Here is a 24,151-nt window from a genome sequence, read left to right on the forward strand (position 1 = left end):
GCCGTGCCTGTCAGGCTGGAGCGAATACATCACCCGGAGCGGACAATGCGTAATCAGAAAGGATTCACCTTAATTGAACTGATGGTGGTTATCGCCATCATTGCCATTCTCAGTGCCATCGGTATTCCCGCCTATCAGGGCTATATCGGTAAAGCGGCCCTGACCGATATGCTGCAAGCCTTTGGCAATAACCGGAATCATATCGAACTATGTGCCTTAACCCAGGGGAGCCTGGAAAACTGCAATAGTGGCAGTCATGATATCCCTCTCCCTTATACAACACGCTATATCGGCGAAATGAATATCACGCGTGGGGTAGTGGCGCTGGCCGGACGCGAAGCGCTGCAGGGATTAATTGTGGTACTCACTCCTCACTGGAATATCACAGACGGCTCAATACACTGGACGCGTGAGTGCCGTGCTCCCGGGAACAATAAACTGCTTCAGTCCTGTGAAGAGGTTTTTCGTTTTGATAACGATGGCGCAATCTAATGACGACTTCACAACAGCTCTGCTCCGTTTGTCGGCAATATAATGCGTTACTAATAGAAGAGACAGACCAGATCCTGCGTGTTGCGTCATCAACTTCACCAGCAGAAAAAATGCTCTCAGCATTAAGCGTTATCAGTCATAAACCGATTGAGATCGAGACATGGCCTGCCAGACGAATAGCGATCTGGCAGGATCTTTATGCCCTGTCTGACAATAAAGAGGTGTCAAATCGCCCGCTTGCCGAACTATTAAATGAAGTCTTAAATCACGCTATTCAACAGCGAGCCTCAGATATCCACTTTGAACCCGGCCAGACAACTTACCGCATTCGCTTGCGTATTGATGGCGTGTTGTATGCCCAACCCTTACTACCCGGCTCGATCGCCGCTCAGCTCACCGCCAGGCTTAAAGTCCTGGCCAGTCTCGATATCGCTGAAAAACGTCTGCCCCAGGACGGGCAAATTGATTATCAGGATGGAGAACATCAGGCGTCATTTCGCGTTTCCACCCTGCCCTGCCGTTACGGTGAAAAACTGGTGCTACGTCTGCAACAGCAAGAGACACTCTGTTTTGATATTGATACGCTGGGTATGCCTGCGGAGGAGGCGGTACGCTTTGATAATGCGCTGGCCTCCCCACAGGGACTGATTCTCATCACCGGCCCAACAGGCAGCGGCAAAACGCTTTCACTGTACAGCGCCTTGACCAAATTGAATCAGGCTCATCGTAATATTTGTACGGTTGAAGATCCGATAGAGATCCCGTTAAGTGGCTTAAATCAAACCCAGCTTCATACTAAAGCTGGCCTGACCTATGGCACGCTTTTACGGGCGTTATTACGTCAAGATCCCGATGTCATAATGATCGGTGAAATCCGTGACAGTGAAACCGCCGATATCGCCATTAAAGCCTCCCAGACCGGGCATCTGGTCCTGTCAACGTTGCATACTCACTCAACGATTGGAACCTTAATGCGTCTTGAACAACTCAATGTTTCACGCGAGGCGCTGAGTTCAAGCTTACGACTGATTGTGACTCAGCGGCTGGTAAGAAAACTTTGCCTGCATTGCCGTCAACAATCCCACGACTCATCTGAACCCCCATCATCAAGAGCATACTGGCAGGCTGCTGGCTGTTATCGCTGTTATAACGGTTATTACGGGCGCACGGCGCTGTTTGAAGTACTTTCTGTCTCTGAGACGCTGGGAAGCCTTATCATTCAGGGTCAGAGTGCGATTGAACTGGAAGGTATCGCCAGACAATCAGGGATGGCAACGCTGTTTGAAAATGGCTGTCGTGCCGCGGCACAGGGAATAACCAGCCTGGACGAGGTGCACCGTGTTCTTGGGCGACATGATGGCTGATCTTCATCTCTGGAGCTGGAAAGCCATTGATAAGCAAGGTGCTCTCAAACAAGGCGTGATGTTAATTAACGGGCAATCTACTCTGGCGATGCAACTGGCTGAACATCAGCTTTTATTAGTCTCCGCACGAAAGCACCGGAGAATATCGCTATTTCACGCCTCAATGCCAGATAAGATTGAATGCATAAAACAGATAGCAGTATTACTCAAGGCCGGAATCACACTGACTGATGCCTTAGCCTTAATCGCCGATCAGCATCCGAAGCCTGAATGGTCTGCTCTGTTGCAAAATATTAAAAACCAAGTCACTAAAGGCGTCCCTTTTGCCGAAGCATTACAATCCTGGCCTCGACTCTTTCCACCGCTCTTTGTCGCCCTAATCCATACCGGCGAACTCACTGGTAAACTGGCAGAGTGCTGCCAGCACCTGGCACTACAGCAGGAACAGCTTTATCAGTTACAAAAGAAAGTACACAAGGCTCTGCGTTATCCACTCTTTATTCTGCTTATCGCTTCGCTGGTTACTGTCGGCATGCTGGGGTTAGTCTTGCCGGAGTTTGCAAAAATCTATCAGTCCTTTAATGCTCCACTGCCTGCGTTAACCCAGACAGTAATCACTGGCGCGGAATGGCTAACTGAGTGGGCTTTATCAGGAGGAGTACTGCTCGTACTACTGGGGGGGATAATGATGTTGTTGCGTCGACACAGGCCGGGGTGGCAAATACGAGAGCAGCGATTATTACTGGCTCTTCCGCTTATCGCCCCGCTCTGGCGCGGGCAAATCCTCAGCCAGATATTCACCATTCTGGCACTGACTCAACAAGCGGGGATCCCGCTGTTGCAAGGGCTGTCTGCAGCGAGCACCTCCTTGTCACAACGCTTATGGCGTCAACAGCTTGAGCATGTCCAACATGAAATCGCGGTAGGCACGCCTTTCTGGCAGGCGCTAGGCGCATCGATTTGCTTTACGCCATTATGCCGACAGTTAATTCGGATCGGTGAAGAGTCCGGATCGCTGGACTTAATGCTAAAACGTCTTGCCGATTGGCATACTCAACACGCGGAAGAACGGGCAGAAAACCTAACAGCACAGCTTGAACCGCTAATGATCGTGGTGATCGGGGTGATTGTTGGCGTGTTGGTGATGGCGATGTATTTACCCATTTTTCATCTGGGTGATGCCATCGGATAAGTTGGCGCAGTGAACTGCGCCAACATAGCTCGCCAATTAAAGGCTATTAAATACGCGGTTTTCTTGCTCTGCAACGCGGACAAAAGAATAACATTAGAGCCTTTTATCAATGAGAGGAGTGAAAAAGTGAGTAAATCATTTCGTTTTATTCAGTCGTTATCATCAGTAAAAGACAAAATCGTTAAATCTAGCAATGCCACTAAGCTCAGAGAGCTTATTTTCAGTACTGAAATCTCATTTATTATGGAGGCCCACAATGGCCTTTCTGCAAAAATTGTGGAGGAAGAGGGTTTTAAAGCTGTCTGGGCTTCTGGTTTATCTATTTCAACGTCACTGGGTCTTAGAGATCGTAATGAAGTTTCTTGGACACAGGTTGTAGACGTGCTGGAGTATATGGCAGACAGTATAAACATACCGATATTAGTCGATGGTGATACCGGACACGGTGATTTTAACAATGTCCGTCGCTTTGTGAAGAAGCTCGGACAGAGAAACATCGGCGGTGTTTGTTTTGAAGACAAGCAATTCCCTAAGACGAATTCTTTTCTAGGCGAGAATCAGGAGCTGGCTTCAATTCCGGATTTTACTGGGAAGATAAAAGCAGCCATTGATACGCGAGAAAATGACGATTTTTGTATTGTTGCCAGAACCGAGGCGCTTATCTCTGCTCTGGGGATGTCAGAGGCGCTTAAACGCGCAGAGGCCTATCACGCTGCAGGTGCCGACGCCATTCTGGTTCATTCCAAGAAAAGCACCGCAGATGAGATTTCTGGTTTCATGCGCGAGTGGGACAACCGTTGCCCTATTGTCATCGTGCCAACAAAATACTTTAACACTCCCGTCAGCCTGTTCGAAGACATCGGCATTTCAACGGTTATATGGACTAATCACAACCTTCGTTCTGCCATAACTTCAATGCGTGAAACAACCCGTCAAATTTACCGGGACAAATCAATTAGAGTCGCTGAGGGCAATATAGCCAGCCTAGCTGAGGTGTTTTCACTTGTAAACATGGATGAAATCGACGCTGCCGAGAAAAAGTATTCGGCTTAATCAGGATGATTAAGAAAATGAAGATAAAAGGAACTGCATTATTTCAGTACTGTATGTTTTATACAGGTGTTCCTGACAGCGTTCTCGCCAGCTTTCTTTATTTTTCATCGTTGATAAGTTGACGATTTTATAAGCGTCAGAGCAACGGTGGCCAGCATAAGAAAGAGCGCAGAAATATAAAGCAGTGTTGACTGAGTAACGTACTGCGATGAAATTCCGGCAATAATCGGGCCAAGCCCTGCGCCTATATCCCGCCAGATCGCATTGTTTGCAAGTTCCGTAATGCGCTGCTCATCAGAGGTACCGTCTGCGACAACAACCGGAACAAGCGGCAGCTGTATAGCCCGGAGAATAAGAATGGCAACCGGTGCGATGTATATCCATTCATAACCATAGAGGATCAGAAAAAGACAAGTCATCCCAGAGAATACCGTGAGCATTCTCCTTGCGCCGAACCTTAGTGCAAGATGCCCTCCCAAAGGACTGAAGAACACTTCAAAGGCATAGCGTGACGACATGATTAAACATGCGCTGATGACAGCATGCGTATTGTCCGTATATCGGAAGACGGCGGCAAGGCTGAAGATAAAAAGACCGTCTATCACTACTCCCTCTGCAAACGACCAGACTGAAATAGTTGAAGGAAGCGACACGTTTTTTTTCTTTGCAAAACTCTGATACTGAGTGGGTTTAACAAAAAATGACAGGCTAAAGGCGACCAGTGAGATAAGGGCAAGCACAAAATAGGCCTGCTTAATACCATATGACCAGACGATAATGGAGCAGACAGGAAGCAGTAGCATCTGACCAGACGAAATCAGCGATCGGGAAGCACCTGCGACTTTACTCCGGGCATGTCTGTCAGATGTGGCTGTCGCCTGCGTGGACAAATTCATGCCTGCAAAAGACAGTCCCCATATTATCCGGATAACAAGCAGCAGAGCGAAACCTTTTAAACATATATACCCGAGACAGCACAATAAGGTGCCAATTGAAGAGAGCTGACAAACTAACCGGTCACCCCAACGATTGTAAAGCCGGACAACGTAGCTGTATCCGAATATTCTTATAATTCGGTTCGCGGCCAGCAGTATTCCAGCTTCCGCTAGGGACACGCTGAAGAAATCATGGAACATGGGCAATATTATATAAAGTAACGTATCACCCGGTCCGCAACAGGCAAGAATGATGGCGGTTTTTTTGTAATCGGGTAAATTCTGCATCCAGCGAAACATCTGTTATTTCCATATTTTAAGATAGTTACAGTGTATTAGTTGGTTTTTAAAAAGTCCTGCAGGCGGCACGGCTTTCAGAAAAACTTCACGTAATGCAGATAAGAGTAATGTTCTTTTCATTTTCTCAGGTAAACATATACAACAACTCTTTGAGGCTTTAAAAAAGCGGGCTGAAGCACTTAAACCCATGGGCGTCCTGCTTGCTGAAGCCGGGAAGATGGGTACTGACCTTATTGTGCAGCTACAGCAGATAGCGGGTATGTTGACGGTCACAGATACGCCTCGCGTGCTCGATGCCGTGGGGCACTATATTAACGGCAGAAATATGGAGCTGAACCGACAGGTTGTGCTTAACGTCAAGTATTCTCCGTCGAAAAATGACGCCAGGATCAGTTGGGTATTAACTGGAATGCCATATTCACCTCTGGCAGCGTCGGTGGATCACTGACCAGAACATTTACCGATGCATCAACCAGTACCATGACGGGCGGGCTAACCAAATCGACAATCACCACCGGTTTTAACATGACCATGTTGCCGTAAATCATGTCCAACTCAGCAGGTAATACCTGTCGAAACGGCTCTGGCGTCAGTAACTTGACAGTATCAGGGATGAAATCTCCGTAGGGACACCTTTCTGGCAGGCGCTGGACACATCAGCCTGCTTTACCCCTTTATGCCGACAATTAATTCGGGTGGGTGAGGAGTCTGGCGCGCTGGATTTAATGCTGGAACGTCTGGCAGACTGGCATACTCAGCAAGCCTGTGAACGGGCGGAAAAACTTACCGCACAGCTCGAACCGCTGATGATTGTTATTATTGGCATACTGGTGATTGCTATGTATCTGCCCATTTTTAATCTAGGTGAAACGATAGGATAAAATGGCGCAGCAAAACTGCGCCATTATCGCCGATTAGAGGCTGTTAAATACGCGGTTTTCTTGCTCTGCAACGCGGATAAAGGTCGTACGCTTGGTCAGCTCTTTCAGACGGGAAGCACCTACATAGGTGCAAGCTGAACGCAGGCCGCCAAGAATATCACGTGCCGTATTTTCTACCGGGCCACGTAATGGCAGCTTCACGGTTTTACCTTCAGCAGCACGATACTGGGCGACACCACCAACATGTCGGGTCATCGCTGATTCTGAACTCATACCGTAAAACAGCATGAATTTTTCACCGTTTTCTTCAACAATCGTGCCACCACTTTCGTTGTGACCGGCCAGCATGCCGCCAAGCATGACAAAATCAGCGCCGCCGCCAAAGGCTTTTGCAACATCACCCGGTACGCTACAACCGCCATCGCTGACGATTTGTCCGCCCAAGCCATGTGCGGCATCAGCACATTCAATCACGGCTGAAAGCTGTGGATAGCCGACTCCGGTTTTCACACGGGTAGTACAAACTGACCCCGGACCAATACCGACTTTAACGATATCTGCACCGCACAGGATCAGTTCTTCACACATCTCACCCGTTACGACGTTTCCGGCACAAATCACTTTATCTGGCCAGGCATCACGCGCTTTAGTAACAAACTGGGCGAAGTGTTCAGAATAACCATTAGCCACATCGATACAGATAAATTTCAGCATCGGCGTCAGGGCGAGAATCTGTTTTGTTTTCGCAAAATCAGCTTCAGAAGTCCCGGTAGAAACCATAACAAACTTCAGTTGTTCTTCGGAGGATGACTGGACAAATTTCTGCCACTGTTCAACCGTGTAGTGCTTGTGAACGGCGGTGAGGATATCGAAAGAAGCCAGAGCATGGGCCATTTCAAAGGTACCGACCGTATCCATATTTGCGGCGATAATAGGTACACCAGACCATGACGCACCTGAATGCTTGAAAGTGAATTGGCGTTCGAGTTCAACGTCAGAACGACTCTTCAGAGTAGAACGTTTCGGGCGGATAAGAACATCTTTAAAACCTAACTTCAAATCTTCTTCAATGCGCATGTTGCGAATTCCTGGGTCGAATGGCTGTGAACAGTAGAATACAAAAGGCGAAACAACCGCCAACTCCAGTGACGCTATCATACGCACTAATAATGGCTGCGCAAGACTGCGAAAATACTCTTTTTTGCGTTACAATCGTTCAAATTTACCTGAGAAACAGCCGCCAGCATTCTGCGTAAATCATCCCGCTGGTTGTTGTACGCTGCCTGTAATAATTAACATAACTAATAATTAATATATCCAATTGAAAAGACAATATATCCGGACGGTCCAATGAAATATACGGTCGCTCTTACGGGAGGAATTGGCAGTGGCAAAAGTACTGTTGCAGATGCATTTTCCCGCGTAGGTATTACCGTTGTCGATGCTGATATCATTGCACGCGAGGTTGTTGAACCCGGTCAGCCTGCTTTAGAAAGCATTTTTCAGCATTTTGGCCCTGACATTTTGTTACCAGAAGGTGGGCTTAATCGTCGCGCTTTACGTGAGAGAATCTTTACCTTTCCCGACGATAAACGCTGGATAAATGCGCTTCTTCATCCATTGATTCATCAGAGAACGCGTTATCTTATTGAGCAGGCAACATCACCTTATGTCTTGTGGGTTGTCCCTTTATTAGTAGAAAATAATCTTCAGGATAAAGCGGATCGCGTGCTGGTAGTGGATGTATCTGTCGAATGTCAGATACAACGTACAATGCAGCGGGACCATATTTCCCGCAGTCAGGCTGAACAAATTTTGACCGCTCAAGCCAGTCGTGAACAGCGTCTCGCCATTGCTGATGATGTAATTAATAATGATGGCAGCCCTGATGCAATCGAACAGTCGGTTGATAATCTACACCGTCAGTATCTGATGCTGGCTATCAGAGCCGCACAACAGGAAATAGAATAATGAGTACTGAGGTTCTTTTTGAACACCCCTTGAATGAAAAGATGCGTACCTGGTTACGTATCGAGTTTCTTATACAGCAACTTAATACTGTTTTACCCGTCAATGACACAGCAAGAGCGCTCTATTTTTTTCGTAACGTCGGTGAATTACTGGATGTTTTTGAACGCGGAGAAATGCGTACCGAAATACTGAAAGAACTCAGCAGACAGCAGCGAAAATTACTGAGCTGGTCAGAAGTACCTGGGGTTGATGAACAACGTATTGCAATATTACGTAAACAGCTGGAAAGCTGCTCGACAGCACTGATGTCAGCCCCGCGTATCGGTCAACAGTTAAGAGAAGACCGCCTGATAGCCTTGGTACGTCAGCGTCTGAGTATTCCTGGTGGTTGCTGTAGCTTTGATCTTCCTACCCTGCATCTCTGGCTGCATTTACCGCAAGAGAGTCGTGATAATCAAGTCACCCAGTGGCTTACCAGCCTCAATCCGCTCCAGCAGGCACTGGATTTAATTCTCGATATTATTCGTAATTCCGCTCCCTACCGGAAACAAACCAGCTTAAACGGTTTCTATCAGAACAACAGTGACGAAGCGGACTTATTACGCCTGAAGCTTGATACGCGTGAACCTATTTATCCGCAAATATCAGGGCATAAAAATCGTTTTGCGATTCGTTTTATGCCGGTTGATGCTGAACATGGTATCGTCCCGGAACGCCTGGATTTTGAGCTAGCTTGCTGTTAAGGAATAAACATGAGTCAAGATGAAGCCCCTGTTGTTAATTGTCCCGGCTGTGGGAAAAACGTTATCTGGAATGAAAGCAGTCCCTTTCGACCATTCTGCAGTAAGCGCTGCCAGCTGATTGATTTAGGGGAGTGGGCTGCCGAAGAGAAGCGCATTCCAGCAGACCCCGACATTTCTGATATTGATAGCTGGAGTGAAGAAATAAAAGGAGACTAGTCGTTATTCTGGCGCAACTTCTCAATAACAGAGACATTGGCGGGTGGAAACTGCTCAGCTATCAGTTCTGACGGTTTTACCCAGCGCCCCGGCTGCCCTTCCTTTCCCCAAGGATCACCCGTCCATTCACGAACCAGAAAGAAGCTCAGAATGAGATGTCTGTCAGGTAATGAATACTCTACCGTTTCAAAGGGTTGAAACTCGGTTGCATCAATACCAATTTCCTCCTGCAATTCACGCACCAGTGCTTGAGCTGCAGTTTCCCCTGCTTCCAGCTTTCCCCCTGGGAACTCCCACTTATCAGCCATGTGCATGTCAGCTGTGCGCTGAGTGATAAATATGTTTCCCTGCGCATTTTGGATGATACCCGCAGCTATACGTAATTTTTTCATGCTTAACAATCCTTATAGATGTAACTGGTCATGCAGGGTATGGGCACTTGTTTTCAGACTACAAAATATCCGCACCATTAGCGAGCTATCTCAACAATTCCCACAATAAAGAGCACACTGAATCATCCCATTACTACAAACATAACACCATGAATTACTAAAGTAATTTACGTAATGTTCAGTCACGAAGCGAACAATGCTGACAGGCATAGCTAAACGAATACTGAAAACATAAAATCCGAAATAACTGCTTTAGCCGTGTCAAAAAACGGATTTCATAAATAATTCCATAATTAATTATTAATTTAAAAATAAGATCCAAGTAACATTTCTAAAAATGTAAAGTATGAAAATAAAAAAAACAAATTATATTAAATTTATGCATAGCACATAAAAATATCGCACATTAATAATTGGCAGTAATGTTAATAATTGGCAGCTATGCTAATAATTGGCAGCTATGCTAATAACTGGCAGTCACACTAATAATTGGCAGCTATGCTAATAACTGGCAGTCACACTAATAATTGGCAGCTATGCTAATAACTGGCAGTAATACTAATAACTGGCAGTAATACTAATAGCTGGCAGTCACACTAATAATTGGCAGCCATGCTAATAACCACCAGTCATGTTAATAATTAACAATAAGAAACTTTAACTACAACACCAAGAGGATTTATCATGAGTAACAATAACGAATATCAAAAAAAATCAGATGAATTATATGCAGAGATGTCAAAACAGAAAAATTCATACAGTAGCAATAACCGCAATGATTCCATGACGTTAGAGTTAGTAAAAATCAAAAACCTGGCCATATACGATTGGATAAGTATCTTCAACGTAGATGCTCGCTGTCCGGAGGGGAAAGTGTCAGAGGTCACTCTGATGTATATATTTGAGGAAGATAGTGACACTTCTTTTTCTCGTGAATCATTTATTACTATGATGAGCGCCTTCGCATTTGGTAATACTGCCGTTAATACATTACGGCTGGCAATTATTAAAAACCCGGTGACCAATAATCATTTAGTAAAATACGTATTTATTAGTGAGCCTAAGTTTTAGCCATTCAATAAAAAGAGTTATTTGACTCCAGGGCATGCAAAAGCATGCCCTTGTTAAGAATATTTTCAGCTGCGAATATTTCGCCCTGTTTGATTGGCGTGGAAGCATCAGTAGGTACATTTTACTGGTGCGCGAGTTAGAAAAACCAAGTCATAAAAATGACCGTGTTCTGACTGAAAAGAAGGTTCGAAAATACGACTTTATATAGGTACTGAACGAAGGGGGAGAGGCCTGTTTAACTATAGCCTCTCCCCCTCCCCGAGTCTGCAAGAGGATACCTACTCAGTAACGGTCTCACCGACATTTTTTTTTGCCCGGGTGAACCACACAACTATCAGTAACGCCAGCCACACCAGTCCGGCGATAAGCGCCATGCGGGTCGTTTCAAACCAACCAAGTACGGCAATCACCAGCCCCATAAACAGTAATGTCAGGATCGGTGCCAGCGGCCAGAACGGTACCGGGAAGGCAATATTTGCCTTTTCAGCACTGCTCATACTGCGGCGCATTGCAAAGTGAGACAGCAGGATCATTATCCATACCCAGAGCGTTGCGAAAGCGGCAAGTGAGGCGATAAGTACGAAAATTCGCTCCGGTATGAGCCAGTTAAGCACAACCGCCGCCAGCAACGAGCCTCCCATGACTAACACCGTCATCCAAGGTACACCGTGACTCGAGATACGCAGACAACTTTTTGGTGCCATTCCCTCTTTCGCCATGCCATACATCATGCGCCCTGCACCAAAAATATCACTGTTAATGGCTGAAATGGTGGCACTGATAACGATGATGTTGAGAATGTTCGCTGCTGCCGGAATGCCCAAGCCACTAAAAATCAGGACAAACGGACTGCCTCCCTGACCAATACTGTTCCACGGAAAAATAGCCATAAGTACCGCCAGCGTACAGACATAAAACAGCACGATGCGTAGTGGGATAGTGTTGATGGCCTGAGGGATGACTTTCTTCGGATCCTGAGCTTCTGCTGCAGTGATACCAATAATTTCGATACCACCAAAGGCGAACATCACGATCCCAAGCGAGGCTATTATCCCTTCCCAGCCGTTAGGCGCAAATCCCCCGTTCTCCCACAGATTCGAAACTCCGGTAGCCGGGAAATTTTGACCGAAACCGAAAAAGATGATCCCGGCCCCGGCGGCGATCATGGCAATAATCGCCGCCACTTTTAACAGCGACAGCCAGAACTCCATTTCGCCGAAGACACGTACGTGACACAGGTTCATCGCGCCGATAAAGAAGATAATGCTCAGTACCCAGACCCAGCGTGGAACGTCGGGATACCAGAGCCCCATATAAATACCAAAGGCAGTAACATCCGCGAGACAGACGATGATCATCTCAAAGATGTAGGTCCAGCCGGTAATAAATCCAGCAAGCGGTCCAAGGTAGTGACGGGCATAGCTGCCAAATGAGCCGGGAATCGCGTTGCGTACCGCCATCTCACCCAGCGCGCGCATAACGATAAAGACTGCCGCACCACCAAGGAGATACGCCAGCAGTACGGCAGGCCCGGCGGTCTGGATAGCGGCAGCAGAACCATAGAACAGCCCGGTGCCGATGGCAGAACCAAGCGCGATAAAACGAATATGACGGGCGTTAAGCCCGCGCAGCAAACGGGGCTGATTGTTGTGTTGTTGCATTTCTGAGTGTCCTGATAATTGTTTTATGACGACATCAATGCGTGTAGAGCAGCTCTGGGGTGGAACTACCCCAGGCTACAGGTACGGTACAGAAAGTGAATTTTGGCTAGGAAATGCTATGAGGCAACAGCTTCGTCAGATGACGTTGTGCCAAAAGCGCAATGGCAACTTCAATATCGGGAGCGAAATAACGGTCTTTGTCATAGTGGGGAACCTGTTCCCGCAACAACTGACGCGCCTGCTCTAATAGCGGGCTAGTCTTCAGACCTTCACGCATATCCAGCCCCTGGCAGGCGGACAGCCATTCCACCGCTATCACACCACGGGTGTTAGCAGCCATTTCCCACAGCCGACGCCCGGCAGCAGGTGCCATCGATACATGGTCTTCTTGGTTTGCCGAGGTCGGCAAGCTGTCGACACTGTGCGGGTGAGACAGAGCTTTGTTCTCACTCGCCAGCGCAGCAGCAGTAACCTGAGCGATCATAAAGCCGGAGTTCACGCCACCGTTTTTCACGAGGAACGGCGGCAGCTGGGACATATGACTATCCATCAGCAGGGCAATACGGCGTTCCGACAGAGAACCTATTTCGGCAATCGCCAGTGCGAGGTTATCTGCCGCCATGGCAACCGGCTCCGCGTGGAAGTTACCGCCTGAGATAACCTCATTCTCGGCAGCAAATACCAGCGGGTTGTCAGAGACCGCGTTAGATTCCGTCAGCAGGACTTCTGCGGCATAGCGCAGCTGGGTCAGACAGGCCCCCATCACCTGCGGCTGGCAGCGCAAAGAGTAGGGATCTTGCACTTTGCTACAGTTGTGATGCGACTGCGAAACGGCGCTGTCATCGGTGAGTACGTGACGATACAGTGCTGCGGCATCAATCTGCCCACGCTGGCCACGGACTTCATGGATACGGGCGTCAAACGGACGACGTGAGCCCAGTGCCGCTTCAGTCGTCAAGGCTCCGCAAATCACCGCTGAGGCAAAGAGATCTTCCGCTTCAAACAAGCCTCGCAGCGCAAAGGCGGTGGAGGTTTGTGTGCCATTAAGCAACGCCAGGCCCTCTTTTGCCGCCAGTGTCAGTGGCTGCAACCCGGCCTTTTTCAGCGCCTCGCGGGAAGGAAGCCACTCGCCCTGCCAGCGGGCCTTGCCTTCTCCCAGCAAGGTCAGCGACATATGCGCCAGCGGGGCCAGATCGCCGGAAGCACCAACGGAGCCCTTTGCCGGGATCCACGGATAAACCCCAGCGTTAACCATGTCTACCAGCATCTGGATAACTTGCAAACGAATGCCGGAAAAACCACGTGCCAGGCTGTTAATTTTCAGCACCATAATAAGGCGCACCATCGCATCATCCAACGGTTCACCGACGCCCGCAGCATGAGACAGCACCAACGAGCGCTGCAAATTTTCTAAATCATCATTGTCGATACGGGCCGAGGCCAATAGACCAAATCCGGTATTGATCCCATAAGCGGCGCGCCCTGAAGCAATAATGGCGTTGACGCAGGCCACGCTTTCATTGATAGCAGCAAAAGCACTCTCGTCGAGCGCCAGGTGCAGTGGCTGAAGGTATACATTACGCAGCTGCGCCAAAGTCAGTTTGCCGGGGGTAAGTGTTAAGGTTTTCATGAGGAATGATGTCCTTGTGTTGCGGCAACCATAGGAAGATTGAGCCCCTGTTCGGCAGCACAGTCGATAGCAATCTCGTACCCGGCATCGGCGTGACGCATCACCCCGGTCGCCGGATCGTTGTGTAGTACACGGGCGATACGTGCTGCCGCTTCGTCAGTACCGTCACAGACAATAACCATGCCAGAGTGCTGGGAAAAGCCCATACCTACGCCACCACCGTGGTGCAGGGATACCCAAGTCGCACCGCTTGCGGTATTCAGCAGTGCATTCAGCAGTGGCCAATCAGAAACCGCGTCGGAACCATCGCGCATGGCTTCAGTTTCACGGTTGGGACTGGCAACTGAACCAGAATCCAAGTGGTCACGACCGATAACAATCGGCGCAGAAACTTCACCTCTGCGGACCATTTCGTTAAACGCCAGGCCAAGCTTCTGACGCCACTCCAGACCCACCCAGCAGATACGTGCCGGCAGTCCCTGAAAACTAATGCGTTCGCGCGCCATATCCAGCCAGTGGTGCAGATGCTTATCGTCTTTGATAATTTCTTTCACTTTGGCGTCTGTTTTATAGATATCCTGCGGGTCGCCTGACAATGCCACCCAGCGGAACGGCCCAATACCCCGGCAGAACAGCGGGCGAATATAAGCGGGTACAAACCCTGGGAAATCAAACGCATTGCTGACGCCCATCTCTTTGGCCATCTGGCGAATATTGTTACCGTAGTCAAACGTCGGGATCCCCTGCTTACTGAAGGCCAGCATCGCATTGACGTGCTCTGCCATCGAACGTTTTGCCGCTTCAACCGTCCCTTGCGGATCGGATCCCGCTTTGCGCTGATACTCTTCCCACGTCCAGCCCTGTGGCAGGTAGCCGTGCAGCGGATCGTGCGCACTGGTCTGGTCGGTCACCATATCCGGGCGCACACCACGTTTTACCAGCTCTGGCAGAATATCTGCCGCGTTACCACATAAGGCGACAGACACGGCTTTGCCTTCTGAGGTGTACTTTTTGATACGTGCCAATGCATCACTGAGTGAGGTCGCCTGTTCATCCACATAGCGGGTACGCAGACGGAAATCGATACGACTCTGCTGGCATTCAATATTCAACGAGCAGGCACCCGCGAGAGTAGCCGCCAGAGGTTGTGCCCCACCCATCCCTCCCAGACCTGCAGTTAATACCCAGCGCCCCTGCAAGCTACCGTTGTAGTGCTGACGGCCAGCTTCAACGAAGGTTTCATAAGTTCCCTGAACAATGCCCTGACTACCAATGTAGATCCAGCTACCTGCGGTCATCTGGCCGTACATTGCCAGGCCTTTAGCATCAAGCTCGTTAAAATGTTCCCAAGTCGCCCAGTGTGGAACAAGGTTGGAGTTAGCAATCAGCACACGCGGTGCGTTGCTGTGTGTTTTAAATACCCCCACCGGCTTACCGGACTGCACCAGCAGCGTTTCATCATCTTCAAGCTGAGTCAGCGCCTTGACGATAGCGTCATAACATTCCCAGTTACGTGCTGCACGGCCGATACCACCGTAAACCACCAGCTCATGCGGGTTTTCCGCTACGTCCGGATCCAGATTATTCATCAGCATGCGCAATGGCGCTTCGGTTAGCCAGCTTTTGGCCGTGAGTTCAGTACCACGCGGGGCGCGTATCTCCTGCTGGCGGAATTTGGTTAGCGACATCGTTATTTTCTCCGAGGGGAAACGGTTAATATACGAACACATATACTTGTCTATACAACCATATTCAAGCGCGTCATTAACAAATTGGATACATTTTTATTATATTGCGTCAGCAATCACGTTTTTGCTGACGCAGAGATATCAGGAGCTGAAGTGGCCTTGCAGGCGGTAGCGGCTACCGGGGAAAAGTAGATTAGCAAGAGAGACAATATGCGAGGTAGACCAGGTCCGGCGGCGAATCAGCAGGCAGGGACCATGCTCTTTGATATGCAACAAACGGCAATCGTCCGCTGTGGCGGCAACGGCTTCTACGATGTGCTCCCCTTCCGTCAGCGGCGCAATTAGCGACAAATAAGCGTGGGGCGTGGTGGTAGTGTAATCCTGTTGCAGATAATCAGGCACAATAGCGGCATTGACGATACGATCTTCAATCTGCACCGGAGTGTCATTTTCAAAATGCACCATTCTTGAATGGAAAATGCGTGTCCCTTCCATTACTTCCAGAGCCGTAGCCTGGATAAAGTCGGCGCGGGTTTCTTCGAGCAGCAGTACTTCACAGCGGTGCTGATGGTTGCGGGCGGTTATCTCATCGGCAATGCTGCGAATTTCAAATAGCGCCGATTTTCCCTTTGCCTCAGCCACGAAAGTGCCAACACCCTGTAGCCGTACCAGTAAGCCTGCATCCGTCATTTCACGCACTGCGCGATTGATCGTTCCCCGGCTGAAACCAAACTGCACGACCAGTTCTGCTTCCGACGGTATGCGATCGTGCGGTTGCCAGGCTCCTGTATAAATTTTCTCGCTGATAGCCTGTTTTACTTTCTCATAAAATGGCACCGGCGCGCTAGCGGGTGCAAGTCTGGGGGAATACATAGCGCTGGCGTTCCTTTTGTCTGACGTCGTCGACTAATTCAGCGGAGTATATACACAAAATAATTCGAGTGACAGGACAAACGTTTACGTTTTGAACAACGCAAAGCGTTGGCCTGTGAGGACGAGAGACTGAATCCCGATGAGCTTACAAAAGCGAGTAATTCAGGTGAGTGAACGCAGCTAACCCACCTGTAACTTGCAGCATGTCAGGTATATATCCAAAATCATTCGAGTGGCTTGTAGGCGCACCTCACGCACACTAACTTGCAGCATATCCCTGTTTTTAGAACTGGGAGCTTACCACCAGTGTAAAATTTGCCATGCCAGACGTGCTGCAACTTTTGCTCCTTGCCCTTCATGGTCGAAGGTAGGATTAAACTCCACCAGGTCGACGGCCTGCAACTTACCACTGTGACACAGCGGTTCGACTATCCGCAGTAGCAACATCAGCGGGATCCCAAGCGGCGCCGGTGCTGAGACTGCAGGCATTTCCCACGCGGGTAAGACATCAAGATCGACAGTCAGGTAGATGCGATCGTAACTGTCAATCACCCGGTAAATTTCCAGCAGCGCGCGCTCCCCCATAGTCTTCAATACGTCAAGATCCTCAATCACTGTGACATGACGATGCGCCGCCTCTTCCCACAGCGCTGCGGTATTTGCCGCCAGGCTTGCGCCTATGCAGGTATAGTGAAAACCACGCTGCTGCGCTTCGCAGTGCAGTGCCAACTGGCGGAAAGGTGTACCGGAACTGGCATGTGCTGCATGACGTAAATCCAGATGAGCATCGAGATTAACAATACCAATGCGTTCGCCGGGAAACGCATTCAGCACTGCGGAGCCATGCCCAAACGCGGTTTCATGTCCCCCACCCAAAACCAGAGTGCGCATCCCGGCCTGCTGGCAGAGCAGTACTGCATCCTGGAGGGCCTGCTGCGCTGCCTCCAGCTTTTCTGGTTCCGCGCGAATGTTCCCCATCTCTACAAGCCGTTCATGACCACGATGGCTGGCCATATTTGCCAGCGCTTTACGCAGAATATCCGGGCCTTGTGCCGCACCAGCCCGCCCCTGATTGCGTTTCACCCCTTCGTCACATTCAAACCCCAATAATGCGATTTTTCCGCGATGGCTTTGCGGAGTAAAATCCCCCTCGTTGGTAATCGACTGAAACAGGCGCAATGCATTGGGAGCCTCGTGACTGTCATCACGTCCCTGCCAAAGTGAAGGGTCTACCGGATGCCAAAGATTCATGCTGTCACCTCACCACGAAAAACGCGTTGCCAGAGCGGGTTACGCCCTGGTTCATAAACGATTTCGACCGGGTGCTGGGCATCCCAGACGACAAAATCGGCCACAAACCCAGCGGCCAGCTGACCATGAGAATCCTGGCGTCCCAGCGCCTTCGCGGCATGACGGGTCACCCCGGCCCAGGCTTCCTCCGGCGTCAGACCAAATTTCACGCAGGCCATGTTCATTGAGAGATGCAGGCTGGCGAACGGGCTGGTACCTGGATTGTAATCAGTGGCAACCGCCATCGGCACCTGCAGTTCGCGTAGCAAGGTAATCGGTGGTTTACGGGTTTCATTGAGGAAATAGAACGCGCCTGGAAGCAGTACCGCCACCGTGCCACCCTGCTTCATGGCGACGACGCCGTCGCGTTCAAGATATTCAATATGATCGGCAGACAGTCCCTGGTAATGACCAACCAATTGCGCGCCACCGAGGGATGAGAGCTGCTCCACGTGTCCCTTCACCGGGATACCAAGATCGCAAGCGGTGCGGAATACGCGTTCCGTTTGCGCCGGACTAAAACCAACGTTCTCGCAGAAAACATCCACCGCTTCGAACAACCCCTTCTGCCATAGTGCCGGTAATATCCGGTCACAGACGAGGGAAATATATTCATCAGACCGGTCTTTATACTCTGGAGGAGTGGCATGGGCTGCAAGCAGCGTACGGCTCACCTCACAGGGATTCGCCTGTGCCAGCGCACCGGCAACCAGCAACATTTTCTCTTCGTTTTCAAGATCCAATCCATATCCGGACTTTATCTCAATAGTGGTCACTCCTTCACGCATCAGTCGGTTAAGGCGCTCCTGAGCAAGCAACTGGAGCTGTTGTGCCGGACTCTCTCGGGTCGCCCGCACCGTCGAGTTAATGCCCCCGCCTGCTGCGCTGATTTGTTGGTATGACACTCCGTTTAGCCGTTGCTCCCACTCCTGTGCACGACTGCCGCCAAAAATAAGGTGTGTATGACAGTCGATAAGACCCGGCGTAATAAGCCTGCCGCCAGCATCGATGACGTGGGCTGCGCGGGGGGGAATATCTGCATCCGGAACGATGCCGCGGATATACCCACCCCGTACGATAAGCGCATGATTGTCGAGCAGACCATAAGACTGCGGGCGTAACGGATCCAGCGTTGCCAGGCGAGCATTGCGCCAGATACGGTCTTCTGCGGTCAGTTCAGTCATAATGTTTACTTGTCATGGGTTGTATAGACATTTATTTTCATTACAGGATACTTGTCAATAAAGGCCTGTATAAATGTTGATTTTTTGTGACTTTCAACCTCATTTCGTTCCTCCTCAGACTAACGAAGAGGTGTTCATTTAGTTCAAACAGAAAAGATTATGCGCAGGGTCGGCACTCAGTTTAAGGTTGATTCAGTGGAGTTTAACGACAAACAAGGCCATATCCCGATGCTGATACACTTGCAGCAAAAGGCATGGGAGCCTTTTAAATGGGGGATTGTTGTAGAGTGAGTTCTCTGAAGATAAAGGCCAGTGCGTTAATAGCCCTGACCTTTTGACATAAAATCTGAGGAGGAAACAGGTTTCCTCCTGCATTTACTCCACCTTGCAATGCGTATACGCACGACAGCAAGAAGGATTAGCTTAAACGACCATGACACTGTTTGTATTTCTTACCGGAACCACAAGGGCACGGATCGTTACGACCGACTTTACGCGCACCTTGCTCCGCCGCCAGGGATTGTGCAGCCTGGGTGTCGTCATCAACATGACTCAGTTGCTGCATGCGGGACAAGCGTTCAGCCTCTTCACGACGCTGTTCTTCCATCGCCTGAACTTCTTCTGGCAGACGTACCTGAACTTTACTTAACGTACTGATCACTTCGTACTTCAGCGATTCCAGCATTGCACTAAACATTGAGAAAGACTCGCGCTTGTATTCCTGCTTAGGATCTTTTTGCGCATAACCACGTAAGTGAATACCTTGACGTAAATAATCCATCGCGGCCAAGTGCTCTTTCCACAAGGAGTCCAGCGTTTGCAACATCACGCCTTTCTCAAAGTGGCGCATCGCTTCTGCACCCACAACCTCTTCTTTACTTTGATACAGTTCCTGCGCCTGCTGATGAATACGTTCACGCAACGTTTCTTCATGCAATTCAGGTTCTTTATCCAGCCACTCTTTAATCGGCAGATCAAGATCGAAGTCATTTTTCAGACGCTCTTGCAGGCCTTCAATATCCCACATTTCTTCCAGTGACTGCGGTGGAACATAGGAATCGATAGTGGCTTTAAACACATCGTCACGGATGCTGTTGATGGTTTCGCTCACATCCGAAACGTCCAGCAATTCGTTACGCTGTGTATAAATAGCACGGCGCTGATCGCTGGCAACATCATCATATTCCAGCAGTTGTTTACGAATATCAAAGTTACGGCTTTCAACTTTACGCTGAGCATTCGCAATCGCTTTAGTCACCCATGGGTGCTCAATCGCTTCGCCTGGTTTCATGCCTAATTTACGCATCATACCTGATACGCGATCTGAGGCGAAAATACGCATCAGAGCATCTTCCATGGAAAGGTAGAAGCGAGAAGAACCGGCATCACCCTGACGACCCGCACGACCACGTAGCTGGTTATCAATACGGCGTGATTCATGACGCTCAGTACCAATAATATGCAAGCCACCAGAAGCCAGCACCGCATCGTGACGCACTTTCCAGTCAGCTTTAATTTGCTCAATTTGTTCTGGAGTCGGTGAGTCAAGCAGGGCAACTTCAGCCTGCCAGCTACCGCCCAGCATAATATCAGTACCACGACCCGCCATGTTTGTGGCAATGGTCACCGTACCCGGATAACCGGCATGAGCGATAATTGCGGCTTCGTTGGCGTGGAATTTTGCGTTCAGAACGTTATGTTTGATGCCTGCTTTCGTCAGTTCCTGAGAGACAACTTCAGATTTTTCAATCGAAATGGTACCCACCAGTGACGGCTGCCCGTTAGCAGTACGCTCTTTGATATCTTCGATAATCGCGGTAATTTTATCCGCCTCAGTCATATAGACCAAGTCAGGCATATCTTTACGGATCATCGGACGGTTGGTTGGTACCACGATGGTATCTAGCTTGTAAATAGAGCTAAATTCAAATGCTTCGGTATCAGCAGTACCTGTCATCCCAGCCAGTTTTTGGTACAAACGGAAGTAGTTCTGGAAGGTAATAGAAGCCAGTGTCTGGTTCTCATTTTGGATCTCAACACCTTCTTTGGCTTCTACTGCCTGATGCAGACCGTCAGACCAGCGACGTCCTGCCATAGTACGGCCGGTGTGCTCATCAACAATGATGACTTCACCGTCTTTAACGATATAGTCAACATCGCGAGTAAACAGCGCATGGGCGCGCAGCGCTGCGGTCACGTGGTGCATCAGCATAATATTGGTTGGGGAGTATAAGGACTCGCCTTCCTCCATAATGCCTTGTTTTACCAGTAACTCTTCAATGATTATCAGACCACGTTCAGTCAAATGCACCTGACGTGACTTTTCGTCAACCGAGAAGTGACCTTCGCCTTTAAAGGTATCAGAGTCTTCTTTTTCCTGACGAATCAGATTCGGGATAATTTTATCGACTTTTTTATAGAGTTCGGAGCTGTCTTCAGCCGGACCAGAGATAATAAGCGGCGTACGCGCTTCATCAATCAGAATGGAGTCGACTTCATCCACCAGCGCATAGTTAAGTTTACGCTGCACACGATCTTCAGGACTGAATGCCATGTTATCGCGCAGGTAGTCAAAACCATATTCGTTGTTGGTGCCGTAAGTAATATCAGCGGCATAAGCTTCACGTTTTGCCGGAGCAGGCATGTTTGGTAAGTTGATACCCACGCTCAGACCTAAGAATTCAAATAACGGACGGTTATTTTCGGCATCACGCTGTGCAAGGTAGTCGTTCACGGTAACCACATGCACCCCTTTACCGGTCAGACCGTTCAGGTAAGCAGGCAGGGTTGCGGTCAGGGTTTTACCTTCACCTGTACGCATTTCCGCGATACAGCGCTCATTCAATACCATGCCGCCGAGTAACTGCACATCAAAGTGACGCATACCAAATACGCGTTTACTGGCTTCACGTACCACGGCAAAAGCTTCTGGTAACAAACTGTCCAGGGTTTCGCCTTTCTCCAGACGCCCACGGAATTCATCCGTTTTCGCTTTCAGCTCTTCGTCTGACAGCTTTTCCATTGCGGGTTCCATGCCATTGATGACACCTACCAGCTTACGCATGCGGCGCAGAGTACGATCGTTACGACTGCCAAAAACTTTGGTTAATAATTTGGTTAACATAATAAATTCTCAAATACTTCCGTCTTTACGGGTAATAAATTAATGTCTCATTAAAGGTGATAAATTAACCCAGGCGGAAGGGACCGGCACGAATGCCTTGCTGCTGTCGGATCCAGACTACGGTATTAAAAATTTCCGATTCTGGTGCAGCCTGTAATGCTACATGGCGCACTATCGCAGGAGGCTTACCTTCCTGGGTCAACAGTACGCTGAGAGAATTGAGTAAAGCAGAGTGCTCGGCCTTAAGCGGCTCGTGATCATCTGCTATCGACAGCGCCTGCGGCACCATCGCAAACGAAAGATGGCGAATAACGGTACGAATAGCATGCTGATGCCAGTAATCAACGCTGAATGATGTGCGTCTGGTATTCTCTTGCAACAGATTAAGGCTATCAAACCTCACCTGACGGGCAGTATTATGGCCTGTCGTTGACGTGGCGGTAGATACTCCAGGTTCGGTATTACCGCTGAGCGCAGGCAAGCCGAGTCCCGCCGCCACCATTCCCAACAGGAGGTGCGGCCAGAAATAACGTCTACCAAATTGTCGCCAACGATTTAGAATAGTTATCACTTATTTCCGCCGGAGGTTTAATACATGCGCGACAGTCGCCCGCAATCCCTGGATAATTTGTTAGACGATAGCGGCAAGGAAAGCATGCTGCAAAATATCCAGCAACGTGCTGTAGCCCTGCTACGTCTGAATCGTGCAGTACAAGGTATTTTACCTGCGCAACTGCACCCCTGGTGTCGGGTTGCCAACTTTCGTCAGGGTATTCTGGTCATCGAAACTGCAAATGCCAGCTGGTTGATGCGCCTGCGTTACGAACAGCCCGCCCTACTCAGCGCATTACGCGCACAAATATTACCATCATTGACATCAATCGACATCAGGATTAATCCATCACTGGCGGGAAAAAAGGTTGAAATAGTACAAGAAAACAACACTCAGACCAATAACGTGAAATATACCGTTAATCGTCAGCTAAGTGAACAGAGTGCAGATACGTTGCTTGAAGTGGCAAAACGGAGCCCGGAGAAGCTAAAAAAAGCGATAGAACGACTGGCTTCCCTGGCCGGAGAGAGTGCCAGTAAAACCAGTCGTAATCGATAACTTAAATGTTACGCCAACACCAGGTTAGGTGTTTTAAATGCCAGTGGTAACTCAGCTTCGTCTTCGAAGGTTGCCCATTCCCAGGCTTCCTGCTTAGCCAGCACCGCCTGAAGCAGTTTATTATTCAGTGCATGCCCTGATTTATAAGCATTGAACGCACCGATAATATTGTGGCCACACATAAACAGATCGCCGATAGCATCGAGCATTTTGTGACGAACAAACTCGTCTTCAAAACGCAGACCGTCTTCGTTTAATACACGATAGTCGTCAACCACGATAGCGCAGTCAAAGCTGCCGCCCAGGCACAGGCCACGGGACTGCAGATATTCGATATCACGCATAAAGCCGAAAGTACGGGCACGGCTTATCTGGCGCACAAATGCATCAGCAGAAAAGTTCATGCTGTAGCGCTGGGTGCTGGAATCAATCGCCGGATGGTTAAAGTCGATGGTAAAGTCCAGCGAGAAACCATTGTATGGCAGCAATTCAGCCCATTTGTCGCCATCTTCGACACGTACCGCTTCTTTGATACGCAAGAATTTTTTGACGACATTGAGTTCGTCAATTCCTGCATCAAGCAGCAGATAGACAAACGGCGCAGCACTACCGTCCATAATCGGAATTTCAGGCGCATCGACTTCAATAATAATGTTGTCGATACCTAATCCTGCCAGCGCAGCATTCAAGTGTTCTACTGTTGAAATCCGTACATCATGCTCATTTACCAGGCAAGTACAGAGCATAGTATCCCGCACGGATTTTGCATCGGCCGGAAAATCTACCGGTGGATTCAAGTCAGTGCGACGATAGATGACCCCGGTATTTGCCGACGCAGGGCGCAACGTCAGTGTGACCTTCTTGCCGGTATGCAAACCGACACCAGTCGCCTGAACGATACGTTTCAATGTCCTTTGTTTGATCATCGTATAATCTCGCCAAATTGATGTTCTAGCCGTCAGTATATATTACAAACGGGA

The 24,151-nt window shown here is 49.1% G+C and carries 23 protein-coding genes; 10 read left to right on the forward strand and 13 right to left on the reverse strand.

Features of this window, described 5'->3' with window-relative positions:
• Window positions 1–45 precede the first annotated feature (45 nt).
• The 4 genes from ppdD to aepX all read left to right on the forward strand — a co-directional run bounded on the left by ppdD (window position 46) and on the right by aepX (window position 4,101).
• On the forward strand, window positions 46–492 hold the full coding sequence (gene ppdD, locus Q1A40_RS10760) for a prepilin peptidase-dependent pilin (protein ID WP_300000005.1): 447 nt from the start codon (window positions 46–48) through the stop codon (window positions 490–492).
• Entirely contained in the window at window positions 492–1,856 is a 1,365-nt protein-coding gene (gspE, locus tag Q1A40_RS10765) for a type II secretion system protein GspE (protein WP_300000007.1), read from the forward strand. Before ppdD ends, gspE begins: the two co-directional genes overlap by 1 nt.
• Window positions 1,849–3,048, forward strand: coding sequence for a protein transport protein HofC (gene hofC, locus Q1A40_RS10770; RefSeq protein WP_300000192.1), 1,200 nt, complete (start codon window positions 1,849–1,851; stop codon window positions 3,046–3,048). The genes gspE and hofC overlap by 8 nt, the downstream gene beginning before the upstream one ends.
• A gap of 126 nt (window positions 3,049–3,174) precedes the next feature.
• Window positions 3,175–4,101, forward strand: coding sequence for a phosphoenolpyruvate mutase (aepX, locus tag Q1A40_RS10775; protein WP_300000009.1), 927 nt, complete (start codon window positions 3,175–3,177; stop codon window positions 4,099–4,101).
• Between the two features lie 104 nt (window positions 4,102–4,205).
• Here the strand turns inward: aepX and Q1A40_RS10780 are convergent, their stop codons facing one another.
• Window positions 4,206–5,336, reverse strand: coding sequence for an MFS transporter (locus tag Q1A40_RS10780; protein WP_300000011.1), 1,131 nt, complete (start codon window positions 5,334–5,336; stop codon window positions 4,206–4,208).
• Between the two features lie 389 nt (window positions 5,337–5,725).
• Window positions 5,726–5,884 carry a hypothetical protein gene (locus tag Q1A40_RS10785; protein ID WP_300000013.1) on the reverse strand — a complete coding sequence of 53 codons (159 nt, stop codon included), beginning with the start codon at window positions 5,882–5,884 and terminating at the stop codon, window positions 5,726–5,728.
• Between the two features lie 57 nt (window positions 5,885–5,941).
• Between Q1A40_RS10785 and Q1A40_RS10790 the strand changes: the two genes are divergently transcribed.
• Window positions 5,942–6,217, forward strand: coding sequence for a type II secretion system F family protein (locus Q1A40_RS10790; protein ID WP_300000193.1), 276 nt, complete (start codon window positions 5,942–5,944; stop codon window positions 6,215–6,217).
• Between the two features lie 33 nt (window positions 6,218–6,250).
• Here the strand turns inward: Q1A40_RS10790 and Q1A40_RS10795 are convergent, their stop codons facing one another.
• Window positions 6,251–7,294: a GMP reductase gene (locus Q1A40_RS10795; RefSeq protein ID WP_300000015.1), complete on the reverse strand. Its 1,044-nt coding sequence runs from the start codon at window positions 7,292–7,294 to the stop codon at window positions 6,251–6,253.
• 273 nt (window positions 7,295–7,567) lie between these two features.
• On the opposite strand from Q1A40_RS10795, the gene coaE reads away from it, so the two are divergent.
• The 3 genes from coaE to yacG are packed head-to-tail and all read left to right on the forward strand — an operon-like array spanning window position 7,568 to window position 9,147.
• The gene (gene coaE, locus Q1A40_RS10800) at window positions 7,568–8,188 is read left to right on the forward strand and encodes a dephospho-CoA kinase (protein ID WP_300000017.1); all 621 of its coding nucleotides are present in this window, start codon (window positions 7,568–7,570) and stop codon (window positions 8,186–8,188) included.
• On the forward strand, window positions 8,188–8,931 hold the full coding sequence (gene zapD / locus Q1A40_RS10805) for a cell division protein ZapD (RefSeq protein ID WP_300000019.1): 744 nt from the start codon (window positions 8,188–8,190) through the stop codon (window positions 8,929–8,931). The genes coaE and zapD overlap by 1 nt, the downstream gene beginning before the upstream one ends.
• A gap of 9 nt (window positions 8,932–8,940) precedes the next feature.
• A complete protein-coding gene (yacG, locus tag Q1A40_RS10810) occupies window positions 8,941–9,147 on the forward strand; it encodes a DNA gyrase inhibitor YacG (protein WP_300000021.1) in 207 nt (68 codons plus the stop codon).
• On the opposite strand, the gene mutT is transcribed toward yacG, so the two are convergent.
• Window positions 9,144–9,539 (reverse strand): 8-oxo-dGTP diphosphatase MutT, encoded by a 396-nt coding sequence (mutT, locus tag Q1A40_RS10815; RefSeq protein ID WP_300000022.1) that lies wholly within the window; start codon window positions 9,537–9,539, stop codon window positions 9,144–9,146. The genes yacG and mutT overlap by 4 nt on opposite strands.
• 684 nt (window positions 9,540–10,223) lie before the next feature.
• Between mutT and Q1A40_RS10820 the strand changes: the two genes are divergently transcribed.
• Window positions 10,224–10,610, forward strand: coding sequence for a hypothetical protein (locus Q1A40_RS10820; RefSeq protein WP_300000024.1), 387 nt, complete (start codon window positions 10,224–10,226; stop codon window positions 10,608–10,610).
• Window positions 10,611–10,888: 278 nt separating this feature from the next.
• Here the strand turns inward: Q1A40_RS10820 and Q1A40_RS10825 are convergent, their stop codons facing one another.
• The 8 genes from Q1A40_RS10825 to secM form a co-directional block, all read right to left on the reverse strand.
• Window positions 10,889–12,271 carry an amino acid permease gene (locus Q1A40_RS10825; protein ID WP_300000025.1) on the reverse strand — a complete coding sequence of 461 codons (1,383 nt, stop codon included), beginning with the start codon at window positions 12,269–12,271 and terminating at the stop codon, window positions 10,889–10,891.
• Between the two features lie 106 nt (window positions 12,272–12,377).
• Entirely contained in the window at window positions 12,378–13,901 is a 1,524-nt protein-coding gene (gene hutH / locus Q1A40_RS10830) for a histidine ammonia-lyase (protein WP_300000027.1), read from the reverse strand.
• Complete coding sequence (gene hutU, locus Q1A40_RS10835; protein ID WP_300000028.1) at window positions 13,898–15,589, reverse strand: urocanate hydratase; 1,692 nt, start codon at window positions 15,587–15,589, stop codon at window positions 13,898–13,900. The genes hutH and hutU overlap by 4 nt, the downstream gene beginning before the upstream one ends.
• A 141-nt stretch (window positions 15,590–15,730) precedes the next feature.
• A complete protein-coding gene (locus Q1A40_RS10840; protein ID WP_300000029.1) occupies window positions 15,731–16,462 on the reverse strand; it encodes a histidine utilization repressor in 732 nt (243 codons plus the stop codon).
• A gap of 297 nt (window positions 16,463–16,759) precedes the next feature.
• Window positions 16,760–17,713: a formimidoylglutamase gene (hutG, locus tag Q1A40_RS10845; RefSeq protein ID WP_300000030.1), complete on the reverse strand. Its 954-nt coding sequence runs from the start codon at window positions 17,711–17,713 to the stop codon at window positions 16,760–16,762.
• Entirely contained in the window at window positions 17,710–18,936 is a 1,227-nt protein-coding gene (gene hutI / locus Q1A40_RS10850; protein ID WP_300000031.1) for an imidazolonepropionase, read from the reverse strand. Before hutI ends, hutG begins: the two co-directional genes overlap by 4 nt.
• 418 nt (window positions 18,937–19,354) lie before the next feature.
• Window positions 19,355–22,060: a preprotein translocase subunit SecA gene (secA, locus tag Q1A40_RS10855; RefSeq protein WP_300000032.1), complete on the reverse strand. Its 2,706-nt coding sequence runs from the start codon at window positions 22,058–22,060 to the stop codon at window positions 19,355–19,357.
• Window positions 22,061–22,124: 64 nt separating this feature from the next.
• A complete protein-coding gene (gene secM, locus Q1A40_RS10860) occupies window positions 22,125–22,631 on the reverse strand; it encodes a secA translation cis-regulator SecM (protein WP_300000033.1) in 507 nt (168 codons plus the stop codon).
• Window positions 22,632–22,655: 24 nt separating this feature from the next.
• On the opposite strand from secM, the gene Q1A40_RS10865 reads away from it, so the two are divergent.
• Window positions 22,656–23,171 (forward strand): DUF721 domain-containing protein, encoded by a 516-nt coding sequence (locus Q1A40_RS10865; RefSeq protein WP_300000034.1) that lies wholly within the window; start codon window positions 22,656–22,658, stop codon window positions 23,169–23,171.
• A gap of 8 nt (window positions 23,172–23,179) precedes the next feature.
• Here the strand turns inward: Q1A40_RS10865 and lpxC are convergent, their stop codons facing one another.
• Window positions 23,180–24,097 (reverse strand): UDP-3-O-acyl-N-acetylglucosamine deacetylase, encoded by a 918-nt coding sequence (gene lpxC / locus Q1A40_RS10870; RefSeq protein WP_300000035.1) that lies wholly within the window; start codon window positions 24,095–24,097, stop codon window positions 23,180–23,182.
• Between the last annotated feature and the right edge of the window lie 54 nt (window positions 24,098–24,151).

Source organism: uncultured Cedecea sp. (assembly GCF_947498825.1).
Taxonomy (GTDB): Bacteria; Pseudomonadota; Gammaproteobacteria; order Enterobacterales; family Enterobacteriaceae; genus JGM124.

Coding starts and splice junctions, on each gene's coding strand:
- coaE (WP_300000017.1), top strand. CDS start 7,568: ATGAAATATACGGTCGCTCTTACGGGAGGAATTGGCAGTGGCAAAAGT.
- Q1A40_RS10840 (WP_300000029.1), bottom strand. CDS start 16,462: ATGTATTCCCCCAGACTTGCACCCGCTAGCGCGCCGGTGCCATTTTAT.
- hutH (WP_300000027.1), bottom strand. CDS start 13,901: ATGAAAACCTTAACACTTACCCCCGGCAAACTGACTTTGGCGCAGCTG.
- Q1A40_RS10820 (WP_300000024.1), top strand. CDS start 10,224: ATGAGTAACAATAACGAATATCAAAAAAAATCAGATGAATTATATGCA.
- Q1A40_RS10785 (WP_300000013.1), bottom strand. CDS start 5,884: ATGATTTACGGCAACATGGTCATGTTAAAACCGGTGGTGATTGTCGAT.
- mutT (WP_300000022.1), bottom strand. CDS start 9,539: ATGAAAAAATTACGTATAGCTGCGGGTATCATCCAAAATGCGCAGGGA.
- lpxC (WP_300000035.1), bottom strand. CDS start 24,097: ATGATCAAACAAAGGACATTGAAACGTATCGTTCAGGCGACTGGTGTC.
- Q1A40_RS10865 (WP_300000034.1), top strand. CDS start 22,656: ATGCGCGACAGTCGCCCGCAATCCCTGGATAATTTGTTAGACGATAGC.
- gspE (WP_300000007.1), top strand. CDS start 492: ATGACGACTTCACAACAGCTCTGCTCCGTTTGTCGGCAATATAATGCG.
- hofC (WP_300000192.1), top strand. CDS start 1,849: ATGGCTGATCTTCATCTCTGGAGCTGGAAAGCCATTGATAAGCAAGGT.
- Q1A40_RS10780 (WP_300000011.1), bottom strand. CDS start 5,336: ATGTTTCGCTGGATGCAGAATTTACCCGATTACAAAAAAACCGCCATC.
- hutG (WP_300000030.1), bottom strand. CDS start 17,713: ATGAATCTTTGGCATCCGGTAGACCCTTCACTTTGGCAGGGACGTGAT.
- Q1A40_RS10795 (WP_300000015.1), bottom strand. CDS start 7,294: ATGCGCATTGAAGAAGATTTGAAGTTAGGTTTTAAAGATGTTCTTATC.
- hutI (WP_300000031.1), bottom strand. CDS start 18,936: ATGACTGAACTGACCGCAGAAGACCGTATCTGGCGCAATGCTCGCCTG.
- hutU (WP_300000028.1), bottom strand. CDS start 15,589: ATGTCGCTAACCAAATTCCGCCAGCAGGAGATACGCGCCCCGCGTGGT.
- Q1A40_RS10825 (WP_300000025.1), bottom strand. CDS start 12,271: ATGCAACAACACAACAATCAGCCCCGTTTGCTGCGCGGGCTTAACGCC.
- zapD (WP_300000019.1), top strand. CDS start 8,188: ATGAGTACTGAGGTTCTTTTTGAACACCCCTTGAATGAAAAGATGCGT.
- yacG (WP_300000021.1), top strand. CDS start 8,941: ATGAGTCAAGATGAAGCCCCTGTTGTTAATTGTCCCGGCTGTGGGAAA.
- secA (WP_300000032.1), bottom strand. CDS start 22,060: ATGTTAACCAAATTATTAACCAAAGTTTTTGGCAGTCGTAACGATCGT.
- ppdD (WP_300000005.1), top strand. CDS start 46: ATGCGTAATCAGAAAGGATTCACCTTAATTGAACTGATGGTGGTTATC.